At 64.4% G+C, this 10737-nt stretch carries 10 protein-coding genes and 1 tRNA gene; 6 read left to right on the forward strand and 5 right to left on the reverse strand.

From position 1 onward, the window contains the following. Window positions 1-8 precede the first annotated feature (8 nt). The 4 genes from csaB to GPK94_RS01930 all read left to right on the forward strand — a co-directional run bounded on the left by csaB (window position 9) and on the right by GPK94_RS01930 (window position 5186). A complete protein-coding gene (gene csaB, locus GPK94_RS01915; protein WP_215654143.1) occupies window positions 9-2261 on the forward strand; it encodes a polysaccharide pyruvyl transferase CsaB in 2253 nt (750 codons plus the stop codon). Beyond that, a complete protein-coding gene (locus GPK94_RS01920; protein WP_346727971.1) occupies window positions 2258-3343 on the forward strand; it encodes a glycosyltransferase in 1086 nt (361 codons plus the stop codon). The genes csaB and GPK94_RS01920 overlap by 4 nt, the downstream gene beginning before the upstream one ends. 66 nt (window positions 3344-3409) lie before the next feature. Then, window positions 3410-4435, forward strand: a complete 1026-nt coding sequence (locus GPK94_RS01925; protein WP_101692689.1) for an inorganic phosphate transporter — start codon at window positions 3410-3412, stop codon at window positions 4433-4435. 91 nt (window positions 4436-4526) lie between these two features. Beyond that, complete coding sequence (locus GPK94_RS01930; RefSeq protein ID WP_215654200.1) at window positions 4527-5186, forward strand: HAD family hydrolase; 660 nt, start codon at window positions 4527-4529, stop codon at window positions 5184-5186. A 320-nt stretch (window positions 5187-5506) separates the two neighbouring features. On the opposite strand, the gene GPK94_RS01935 is transcribed toward GPK94_RS01930, so the two are convergent. Continuing rightward, the gene (locus tag GPK94_RS01935; protein WP_101692688.1) at window positions 5507-6151 is read right to left on the reverse strand and encodes a flavodoxin family protein; all 645 of its coding nucleotides are present in this window, start codon (window positions 6149-6151) and stop codon (window positions 5507-5509) included. Between the two features lie 167 nt (window positions 6152-6318). Here GPK94_RS01935 and ypeB point away from each other — a divergent pair, with 167 nt between their 5' ends. Beyond that, the gene (gene ypeB, locus GPK94_RS01940) at window positions 6319-7689 is read left to right on the forward strand and encodes a germination protein YpeB (RefSeq protein WP_252192479.1); all 1371 of its coding nucleotides are present in this window, start codon (window positions 6319-6321) and stop codon (window positions 7687-7689) included. A 6-nt stretch (window positions 7690-7695) separates the two neighbouring features. On the opposite strand, the gene GPK94_RS01945 is transcribed toward ypeB, so the two are convergent. From GPK94_RS01945 to GPK94_RS01960, 4 genes are all read right to left on the reverse strand, one after another. Further along, window positions 7696-8973, reverse strand: coding sequence for a replication-associated recombination protein A (locus GPK94_RS01945; protein ID WP_101692687.1), 1278 nt, complete (start codon window positions 8971-8973; stop codon window positions 7696-7698). Window positions 8974-8986: 13 nt separating this feature from the next. Continuing rightward, a complete protein-coding gene (locus GPK94_RS01950; protein ID WP_215654145.1) occupies window positions 8987-9382 on the reverse strand; it encodes a DUF2500 domain-containing protein in 396 nt (131 codons plus the stop codon). A 177-nt stretch (window positions 9383-9559) separates the two neighbouring features. Next, window positions 9560-9633, reverse strand: a tRNA-Gln gene (locus GPK94_RS01955). A gap of 236 nt (window positions 9634-9869) precedes the next feature. Then, entirely contained in the window at window positions 9870-10025 is a 156-nt protein-coding gene (locus GPK94_RS01960) for a hypothetical protein (RefSeq protein WP_180956830.1), read from the reverse strand. Between the two features lie 182 nt (window positions 10026-10207). On the opposite strand from GPK94_RS01960, the gene nrdR reads away from it, so the two are divergent. Next, on the forward strand, window positions 10208-10663 hold the full coding sequence (gene nrdR / locus GPK94_RS01965) for a transcriptional regulator NrdR (RefSeq protein WP_101692686.1): 456 nt from the start codon (window positions 10208-10210) through the stop codon (window positions 10661-10663). Window positions 10664-10737 lie beyond the last annotated feature (74 nt).

Consider the following 10737-nt stretch of genomic DNA (forward strand, 5'->3'; position numbering starts at 1 on the left):
CTCATCCCATGAAAGTCATCCACCTCATCAGCGGCGGCGACAGCGGCGGCGCCAAGACCCATGTGCACTCCCTGCTTCAGAATCTCTCCCAGACCATCGACGTGACCATGGTCTGTTTTATGGACGGTCCCTTTGCCCAGGAGGCCCGGGAGCTGGGCATCCATACCGTCATCTTTTCCGGGCGGAACCTGCTCTCCACCTACCGGAAGCTCCGGCAGTTTATCCTGGACGGCGGCTACCAGATCATCCACTGCCACGGCGCCCGGGGCAACATGATGGGCGCTCTCCTGCGCCGCTCCACCGGACTTCCGGTGGTGAGCACCGTCCACTCCGACTACCGGCTGGACTATCTGGGCCGCCCCGCCGCCCGGCTGGTCTACGGGACCACCAACACCGTGGCCCTGCGCCTGCTGGATTACCGGATCGGCGTCTCCGATGCCATGACGGACCTGCTCATCTCCCGGGGCTTTGACCCGGACCGGCTCTTTACCATCTACAACGGCCTGGACTTCTCCCCCCGCCACCCCGCCATGGACCGGCAGGCCTATCTGCGCTCGGTGGGTCTGGAGGCGGACGACTCCTGCGTCATCGCCGGCATCGCCGCCCGGCTCAATCCGGTGAAGGATGTGGCCACCCTGATCCGCGGCTTTGCCAAGGCCTATGAGCACTGCCCCAACCTGCGCCTGCTCATCGCCGGCGACGGAGAGGAGCGCACCATGCTGGAGGGCCTGGCCCGGGAGCTGGGCGTGGAGCGGCAGGTCTGCTTTGCCGGCTGGATCTCGGACACCGACAGCTTCTATAACGCCATCGACATCAATACCCTCACCTCCCTGTCGGAGACCTTCCCCTACGCCCTCACCGAGGGGGCCCGGGCGGGACTGCCCACCGTGGCCAGCCGGGTGGGCGGCGTGCCCTACCTCATCGAAGACGGCGTGACCGGTCTGCTCTTCGAGGCCGGGGACCCGGACGGTCTGGCCCGCCAGCTCACCGCCCTCGCCCAGGACGCCACCCTGCGCGCCCACCTGGGCCGCCGGCTCTACCAGAAGGCCAAGGAGGATTTTTCTCTGGAGTCCACTCTCCAGCGCCAGCTACACATCTACGAGACCATTCTCCGCCGCCACAGCCGGAAAGGCGGCCAGCGGGACGGTGTGCTGGTCTGCGGGGCCTACGGCCGGGGCAACGCGGGAGACGACGCCATCCTGGAGGCCATCGTGGCCGAGCTGCGGGAGCTGGACCCCGACCTTCCCATCTGGGTCCTGTCCCGCAATCCGGACAGCACCCGGCTCACCTACCGGGTCAACTCCATCTATACCTTTAATTTCCCCCGCTTCCTGCGGCGGATGACCAAGACCCGCCTCTACATCAACGGCGGCGGCTCCCTGATGCAGGATGTGACCAGCCACCGCTCCCTGTGGTTCTACCTCTTTACCATCTCGGCGGGCAAGATTTTGGGCAACCGGGTGCTCATGTACGGCTGCGGTATTGGCCCCATCCACTCCGAGTCCAACCGCCGCCGGGCGGCCAAGGTGCTCCAGAAGCGGGTGGACGCCATCACCCTGCGGGACACCCACTCCCGGGAGGAGCTCAAGCGCATGGGCGTGGACCATCCGGAGATCATCCTATCCGCCGACCCCACCGTGATCCTCCCCGCCGCCGCGCCCCAGGTAGTGGACGGCATTCTGGAGCGGGAGGGCCTGGACCCCAACGGCTCCTATATCGGCTTCACCCTGCGTCCCTGGCCCGGCTTTAAGGAAAAGGCGGAGATCTTTGCCGCCGCCGCCGACTATGCCTACCGGAAATACGGCCTGACGCCGGTCTTCCTCCCCATTGAGCGCCGGCTGGACCTGGGCGCCATCCGGCAAGCCACCGCGTCCATGACCGCCCCCTTCCATATCATTGAGAATACCGGCAGCTCCGCCCACACCATCGGCCTCTTTGCCCGGATGAAGGTCGTGGTCTCCATGCGCCTGCACGCCCTGGTCTTTTCCGCCAGCCAGGGGGTCCCCCTGGTGGGCGTGGTCTATGACCAGAAGATCAGCTCCTTCCTCTCCTATATCGGACAGGACCTCTACACCGACCTGGGCGAGCTGACCCTGGAGCGGCTCACCGCCCACATCGACACCGCCTGCGCTCGCATCGACGACCACGCCTTCCTCACCGAGGGCGTGGACCGTCTGCGCCAGGTGGAGCACCGCAATTCGGCCACCGCCCGCCGCCTGCTGGGCCTCCCCGCCCCCGAGGAGGAGGGCGAGCGCCCGTGAAGCACCTGGTCTGTCTCTCCGACACCCCCTGGAGCAGCGTGCCCGCCCGGACCCAGCAGCTCATGACCCGGCTGAAGGATGTCCATATCCTCTACTTTGAGCCGCCCGCCCGCCGGAAGGGATGTCCCTGGAAGAAGCCCGCCCGCCGGGTCCGGCCCGGCCTTCTGGTCTACTCCCTCCCGCCCGTTCTGGACGGGGAGGGGGAGCATCCCCTGCTCTTCCGCCTGGGGCAGCGCAAGCTGGCCCGCTATGTGGAAAAAGCCATGCTCCGCCACCGGGTCCAGGATCCGGTGCTCTGGTGTGCCATCCCCACCGCCGTCCACCTGCTGGACGGCCTGCCCCGTCAGGGACTGGTCTACGACTGCGGCCGGGACTGGTCCTCCCTCCCCGACCAGTGGGAGAGCGAACTGGCCCTGGCGGCCGACGTGGTCTTTGCCGCCTCTCCGGAGCTGTGCGACCACATCGGCCCCTGCAATGACAATGTGGCCCTTCTCCCAAACGGAGCCAACTACACCATGTTTGCCCGGGAGGACCTGGAGACTCCGCCCGCTCTGCGGGACATCTCCGGCCCGGTCCTGGGCTATGAGGGCAACATCTGGCGAGATCTGGACCTGGAGCCCCTCCTCCGCGCCGCCCGGGAGCACCCCGCCGCCACCTTTGTGCTGGTGGGCCGGGTGGAGCGCAATCCCCACCTGCGCGCGCTGGAGCGGCTGCCCAACGTGCGCTTTCTGGGACGCAAGCCGCTGGTGGAGCTGCCCGAATACCTGAACCGGTTTGACGTGTGTCTCAATCTTCTGCGCACCGGCTCCATGGACGGGGACATCCTGCCGCCCCGCATCTTTGAATACTTCGCCACCGGAAAGCCGGTGGTCTCCATGCTCCAGCCCGGACAGGTGGAGCAGTTCCCGGATGTCATTTACGGCGCCCACACCAGCGCGGAGTTCTCCCAATTGTGCACCAGCGCCCTGGCCGAGCGCGGCTCCTGGGCCCGGGACCGGCGGCGCTCCTACGGACAGGTCGGCTCCTGGTCCAACCGGGCCCGGGAGGTGGAGCGCATTCTGGAGAGCATCGGGCTTTTCTGAGATGTGCCGCCTTCTTTCCGTGCTATTCGCCCCACCCCTGCCGTACAATACGGTGGGGGTGATCTTTTGTCCATATCCTGTTCCGACTTCCTCGCCCAGGCCCGTGGAAATCCCACGCTGGCCCTGGTCAGTCTCCTGCTTCTGGCCGTCCTGCTGGTCAACGGCTGGACCGACGCGCCCAACGCCATCGCCACCGCCGTGGCCTCGGGCGCCCTCTCCTTCCGCCGGGCCGTCCTGCTGGCCGCCGGGTGCAACCTGGCCGGTGTGGCGGCCACCTCCCTGTGCATGCCCGCCGTGGCGCAGACCGTCTGCGAGGCCGCCGATTTCGGCGGCGATCCCACCATCGCCTGCACCGCCCTGTGCGCCGCGCTGCTGGCAGTGGTCCTCTGGGCCACGCTGGCCTGGCGCTTCGGCATTCCCACCAGTGAAAGCCACGCCCTGCTCTCCGGTCTGGCCGGTGCGGCCCTCTCCCTGCCGGGTGGGTGGAAGAACCTGCGGCCGGAGGCCTGGGGCAAGGTGGGCCTGGGCCTTCTTCTCTCGGTCCTCCTGGGGTTTCTGCTGGGCCGGCGGGCGAGTGGGCTTCTCCAGCGCCTCCCCCTCTCCCCCCGCCGGTGCCGCTCCCTTCAGACGGCAGGGGCGGCGGCCATGGCCTTTCTCCACGGTGCCCAGGACGGACAGAAATTCCTGGGGGTCTTTCTGCTGGGAGCCGCCCTCTCCCAGGGCCGGTGGACCTCGGGCGCCCTCTCCGTCCCCCTGTGGCTGATGGCGGTGTGCGCCCTGTTTATGGCCCTGGGCACTCTGCTGGGCGGACGGCGCATCATCGACAAGATCGGCCGGGAGCTGGTGGTCCTCTCCCCCGCCGCCGGGCTCTCCGCCGATCTGGGCGGCGGATGCGCCCTGCTGGTATGTACCCTGCTGGGTCTGCCGGTCTCCACCACCCACACCAAGACCTCGGCCATTCTGGGGGCCGGAACGGCCCACGGAGGACGGGCCCGCCCGGGGACTGCCCTCTCCATTGCCCTGACCTGGCTGCTCACCTTCCCCGGCTGCGGAGCCCTCGGCTTCTTTCTGGCCCGGCAGCTGCTCGCCTGAGCTTGCATCCCAACCGCCGCTGGGGTATGATAAGAGAGGTCGGTCTCCCATGGGACCGACCCTATCACCAAGGAAGAAACGAGTGATTTTCATGCGCTATGACGCCGTGATCTTTGATCTGGACGGCACCCTGCTCAACACCCTGGACGATCTGGCCGCGGCGGTGAATGCCGCCCTCACCGCCTGCGGTTACCCCACCCGCACCCTGGACGAGGTCCGGGCTTTCGTGGGAAACGGCGTGGCCAAGCTGATCCACCGGGCGGTCCCCGCCGGAACCGCCCCGGAGGAGGAGGCGCGCTGTCTGGAGCGTTTCCGGGCCCACTATCTGGTCCATATGCGGGACCAGACCGCCCCCTATTCCGGCATTCTGCCCCTGTTGGACGCGCTCCAGCAGGCGGGGATCGCCGTGGCGGTGGTATCCAACAAATTTGACGCCGCGGTCAAGGAGCTCTGCCGGGACTATTTCGGTCCCCGCGTACCGGTGGCACTGGGCGAGTCCCCCTCCGTGCGGAAAAAACCCGCCCCCGACACCGTCTTTGCCGCGCTGCGCGCGCTGGATGTACCGGCCGACCGTGCGGTCTACGTGGGGGACTCCGATGTGGACATTGAGACCGCCCGCAACGCCGGCACGGCCTGTATCTCGGTCTCCTGGGGTTTCCGGGACAGTGCCTTCCTGCACGCCCACGGCGCCTCCTGCATCGCCGATACCCCCCAGGCCCTGGCCACCTTGCTCCTCGCGCCCGAAGCATAAAAAACGTCCTCTCCCATGTACGCTGTGGGAGAGGACGTTTCAGCGTGTCGAAAAATTTCGACACGCTTCTCAAAAATGCAAGCATTTTTTCGAGGGGATGCAGGCCGCCGCGCGCGTGCCCCTTTGGGGCACACACTAACGGCCTGAGCAGAGTGTTTTCCGACGTACACGCCGCCGGAAAACACGATTTTGACTCTGTTCCGCCGTCTGCGGACGGCGGAACTCTGCGAGGCTCTTGCTGCGAAAATCGTCGAAATACACTTTATCGAAAGTCTGAAATGTCCTCTCCCATGTACGCTGCGGGAGAGGACATTTTTTCTTTATGGATTGGTCGTTTCTTGCCGCTGGGCCCAGACCTGCTTGCCATAGGAGTAAATGAGGGTGGTCTCGGCCAGACGGCGTCCCAGGGAAACCGCCCCGGCCATGCCCAGGGTATCCCGCTGGGCCCCTTCCGCCCCGGCGTCGTCGGACCAGACCCGGCCGCCCATATACTCCCGGGGCTCGTTGGTGACCAGGTTCATGCCCCGGATGCCGAAAAGATTGTGGATGGCGGCCACCGTGGTCTCCTGCCCGCCGTTGCGGGTGCCGCCCACCGCCAGGGCTGCCAGGAATTTGCCCCGCAGCAGCCCCGGGAAGCAGTCCCGGATGGCCCGCAGGCGGGAACAAAAGGCGCTCAGCTGGGGCGTTGGCCCCATGCAGTAGACCGGCGAGGCCACCAGGATGCCGTCCGCCCGGTCCAGCTGCTCCACCAGAGTCCGCATGTCATCCGGGATCACGCACCAGGAATGGCTGCGGATACAGGCCTTGCAGTCGGTGCAGGGCGCGATGCGCTTCCCCGCCAGGGTCACCATGGAAGTCTCGATCTCTTCCGATACGCCCTGTGCCCCCTCCAGCGCCATGCGCAGGGCATAGTCCGTGGCGCCCTCCCGCCGCGGGCTGGCGCACAATCCCAAAATGTGAACCATATACACACCCTCCCATCTTCTCTGCGCAGATCCCTTTTGTCCGGATCCCACGTCCAATATTCGCTTTGCTTCCCGTCATTCTCTGATATTTACCATGCAATAATTCCGCTTTTCGGACGCACACTAAGCACAATCCAATGCCTGAGAGCATCCGAAAAGGGGCGTTTATGATGAAGCTCATTCCCACTTCCACCCGGGGAAAAGTCCGGGCCGCAACCTTTCTCACTGCGGGGCTGGCCGTACTGGGCGGCTTTGCCATCCAGGGGCAGGTCCGCGCCGCACAGTACCAGTACCTGCTCAACAAGACCTATGAATATGCCTTTGCAGAGCTGAGCACCTCGGTCTCCCAGCTGGATACCGCGCTGCAAAAGGGCATTTATGCCACCTCTCCCCAGCTCTTCTCCTCCCTGTGCACCGAGGCCTTCCGCAGCGCCCTGGCCGCCCAGACCGCGCTGGGCTCCCTGCCCTACGGAAATGTGGAGCTGGAGGAGACCGCCACCTTCCTGGCCAAGACGGGAGACTACACCATGTCCCTCTCCCGCGCCTCCTCCCAGGGGCTGAGTGAGGAGCAGCGCTCCACCCTCGCCGCCCTGGCCCAGCGCTCCTCGGCCCTGTGTCAGACCCTCCAGTCTCTGGAGAGCGACCTCTTTTCCGGTACCATGCGTCTGGAGGACCTGGCCCAGGTCCAGGAGCGGCTCTCCCAGGCCACACAGACCGGAGATCAGACCACCGCCGGCTCCTCCTTCCAGGAGATTGAGCAGGAGTGCTCCGAGCTTCCCACCCTGATCTACGACGGTCCCTTCTCCGACCATCTGGCCGACCGGACCCCCCGCATGCTGGAGGGACAGCCCCAGGTGAGCCGGGAGGATGCCCGCTCCGCCGCGGCCGGATGGCTGGGGCAGGAGCCGCAGCTCTTCACCCCCGTCTCCGACGGAGCGGGCGTTCTCCCCAGCTGGGGCTTCTCCGCCCAGGTGGACGGGGGCGAGCTCTATGTGGAGGTCACCAAACAGGGCGGACAGCTTCTGGAGATCCTCCATTCTCGCCCGGTGGGGCCTGCTCAGCTCACCCGGGAGCAGGCGGTGGAGCGGGCCCAGGCCTTCCTGAAGAAGCTGGGCTATCCGGACATGGCCGAGACCTATTTCATCGACCAGGGCAGCATCCTCACCATCAATTTTGCGGGCAAGGAGGGGGATGTGCTCTGTTACCCCGATCTGGTCAAGGTATCGGTGGCGCTGGATAACGGCGGCATCGTGGGTCTGGAGAGCCGCAACTATCTCATGAGCCACCAGAGCCGGACCTTCTCCACCCCGGCCGTATCGGCCGAAGAGGCCCGCAGTCAGGTCACCCAGGGGCTGGAAGTGCTCCGTCAGCAGCTGGCCCTCATCCCCACCCAGGGGGAGAACGAGGTCCTCTGCCACGAGTTCAAATGCCGCAATGAGAAGGGACAGCACTATATCCTCTATGTCAATGCTCAGACCGGGGAGCAGGAGCGCATCCTCCTCCTGCTGGAGGACGAAAACGGCACCCTGGTGCTGTAAGGCCCCTCAGCGGGAGCCGCCCTTGCCCTTGATCTCCTCCCAGTACCGCCGGGCGGCCTGCTCGGTCTTGTTCTCGCCGTAGGTGTAATACCGCGTTCCCACCAGGGCGTCGGGGAGGTACTGCTGCTCCACCCAGTGGTGGGGGAAGTCGTGGGGATAGAGATACCCCTGCTCCCGCTCCAGGCCGGCCGAGTCGGCATGCCGGTTCTGGAGGTGGCGGGGATAGTCCCCGGTCTTCCCCGCCCTCACGTCGGCCATGGCCAGGTCCAGGGCGATGTGCCCGGTGTTGGACTTGGGCGCGGTGGCCATGAGGACCGCCGCGTCCCCCAGGGGGATGCGGGCCTCGGGCAGCCCCAGCATATTGGCCGCGTCCACGCAGGCCTTGACGATGGGGATGATCTGGGGATAGGCCAGCCCCACATCCTCGCAGGCAATGACCATGAGCCTCCGGCAGGCCGACACCAGGTCTCCCGCCACCAGCAGGCGGGCCAGGTAGTGACAGGCCGCGTCCGGGTCCGAGCCCCGGATGGACTTCTGAAGGGCGGAGAGAATGTCATAGTGGTCGTCTCCCGCCCGGTCATACCGCATGGCGGAGCGCTGGGCCGCCATGCGGGCGTCCTCCAGGGTGATGCGCCGCCCCTCCTCTGTGACACGGGCCGCACCGGAGAGCAGCTCCACCGCGTTCATGGCCTTGCGCACATCCCCGCCGCAGGCCTGAGCGATGTGTTCCACCACTCCGTCCTCCCAGGTGAGGGGGGTCTCGCTCCGCCGGGCCATGTACTCCAGGCCCCGCAGGATGGCGGGCACCACGTCGGCCCCCTCCAGCGGCTTGAACTCAAAGACCGTGGAGCGGGAGAGCACCGCGTTGTACACGTAGAAATAGGGATTTTCCGTGGTGGAGGCGATAAGGGTGATCTTGCCGTTCTCCATGAACTCCAGCAGGCTCTGCTGCTGCTTCTTGTTGAAATACTGGATCTCGTCCAGATAGAGCAGCACCCCGTCGGGGGCCAGCATGGTGCCGATGTCGGCGATGATGTCCTTGATGTCGGAAATGGAGGCCGTAGTGGCGTTGAGCCTGTGGAGGGGCCGGTTGGTCCGCTTGGCGATCAGATTGGCCACCGTGGTCTTGCCGGTGCCGGAGGGCCCGTAGAAGATCAGATTGGGAATGCTGCCGCTCTCAATGATCCGGCGGAGCAGGCCGTTCTGCCCCAAAATATGGCTCTGCCCCACCACTTCATCCAGTGTGGTGGGGCGGATCTCGTCGGCCAGGGGACGGTAACTCATACGCTCTCCCCCCTTACTGCCGGACAAAGCCCAGGTAGCGGGTGCCCTGGAAGGTCAGTGTCCCCCGGTCCCCTTCCACCAGCATGCCGTACTCATGACTGGGGACCTGTAGCTCCATGCGGTCGCCGCTCTCCACCTCGAACGTGACGTAATAGGTCGTGCTGCTGTGGGTGTGCCCGATGCCGTTGTGATCGGCGTGGTGATGGCGGGTGACGTGGCCGCGCTTGGCCACCACCGCGGCGTTCACCGTCAGGCGGGGGCTGTGATTGTTCTTGTTCCACTGGGAAATCCCCCGTGCCGCGGTCACTACAAACATGACGATGATAATGCCAAAGACGATCATAAACAGAATGGGAAAGAGCCCAAACATCAAGTCAAATCCCATACCGAATCCCATACCGAATCCCATATCCGAAAACCTCGCTTTCCTGCCCGGCCTGTCTGGGCGCGGGCCGATTTTGTATTCTCATCATACCATGTTTCCAACACTTTTCAACTACATTTTCCGGCAGGAGACCGGATGCCCCGCGGAGGCAGACTGGTCTGGAAACAAAAAAAGAGATGCAACCAACGTTGCATCTCTTTTTGGCAGCGGGTGAAGGATTCGAACCCTCACATACAGAGTCAGAGTCTGCTGTGCTACCCTTACACAAACCCGCTATATCCGTTCCGTGTCGGAACAACAAAAAATATTATAGCCGATATTTCAGAAAAGTCAAGCCTTTTTTGACAAAATTTTTCCTCCCGGCAAAAAAGCTACTGCGGGAGGCCGTAAGTACCCCGAGAACAGCCCGGAAGGGCAGGGACTGCCGCGGAAACGGCACGCCCTTCCGGGCTGTTCTCACGCACTCAACCGTGCTGGGATTGCGCCGGAGCTCCGGTCAGATCAACGGATCTCAGTAGGAGGAGCTGGTCTCAGGGCCGCTCTTGGAAGAACTCTTCTTGTTCTCCGCGGTGGGGCCCTGCTTTTTGCTCTGGGCGCTGGAGGAAGAGGACTTGCTGTGGCTGCTGCGGTTGGCCTTGCGGATCTCGTCGTTATAGTTGTTCTGCATAACATTCACCTTCCTTTCGGCGAGCATAGTTTAACCGCTCCGGCAAGATTTCATTCCCGCAAAAAGAAAGGATACAAAATTGACGCAGGACATGATATAATAACGTAACGTGAAACGGTGCTCTCGGGAAGAGCCCCACATTTCAGCAAAAACGCCGTGTATCGTCAGGGAGGGATTCCGCCATGAGATGTCCGTATTGTGCCAACCCGGAGAGCAAGGTCGTGGATTCGCGCCCCTCGGATGAGGGTGCGAGTATCCGCCGCCGCCGCGAGTGCTTGGTGTGCCATAAACGGTTTACCACCTATGAGACCATGGAGAGCCTTCCACTGGTCGTGATCAAAAAGGATGGAAGCCGACAGACTTTTGATAAGAGCAAGCTCCTCAACGGGATGCTCCGGGCCTGTGAGAAGCGCCCGGTCTCCTTTGATACTCTGGAGGCCATTGCCAACGAGATCGAGCAGACCCTCCAGAACGCGCTGGACCGGGAGGTATCCTCCACCCACATCGGCGAGATGGTGATGGAGCGGCTGCGCGGGGTGGACGAGGTGGCCTATGTCCGCTTTGCCTCGGTCTACCGGGAATTCAAAGACATCAGTTCTTTTATGGACGAGCTGGACAAGCTCATCCGGGAAAAATAAACACTACGGGCGGCCGGGACACCATGGTGTCCCGGCCGCCCGTTTTCCATCTGACTTCAGTGAAATAGATCAGG

The organism is Pseudoflavonifractor sp. MCC625 (assembly GCF_018784545.1).
Classification (GTDB): domain Bacteria; phylum Bacillota; class Clostridia; order Oscillospirales; family Oscillospiraceae; genus Pseudoflavonifractor_A; species Pseudoflavonifractor_A gallinarum.

Excerpts from the sequence above, each read along its gene's own strand:
- ypeB (WP_252192479.1), top strand. The coding sequence starts at position 6,319 with ATGATGAAGCTCATTCCCACTTCCACCCGGGGAAAAGTCCGGGCCGCA.
- csaB (WP_215654143.1), top strand. The coding sequence starts at position 9 with ATGAAAGTCATCCACCTCATCAGCGGCGGCGACAGCGGCGGCGCCAAG.
- GPK94_RS01950 (WP_215654145.1), bottom strand. The coding sequence starts at position 9,382 with ATGGGATTCGGTATGGGATTCGGTATGGGATTTGACTTGATGTTTGGG.
- GPK94_RS01945 (WP_101692687.1), bottom strand. The coding sequence starts at position 8,973 with ATGAGTTACCGTCCCCTGGCCGACGAGATCCGCCCCACCACACTGGAT.
- GPK94_RS01935 (WP_101692688.1), bottom strand. The coding sequence starts at position 6,151 with ATGGTTCACATTTTGGGATTGTGCGCCAGCCCGCGGCGGGAGGGCGCC.
- GPK94_RS01930 (WP_215654200.1), top strand. The coding sequence starts at position 4,527 with ATGCGCTATGACGCCGTGATCTTTGATCTGGACGGCACCCTGCTCAAC.
- GPK94_RS01960 (WP_180956830.1), bottom strand. The coding sequence starts at position 10,025 with ATGCAGAACAACTATAACGACGAGATCCGCAAGGCCAACCGCAGCAGC.
- nrdR (WP_101692686.1), top strand. The coding sequence starts at position 10,208 with ATGAGATGTCCGTATTGTGCCAACCCGGAGAGCAAGGTCGTGGATTCG.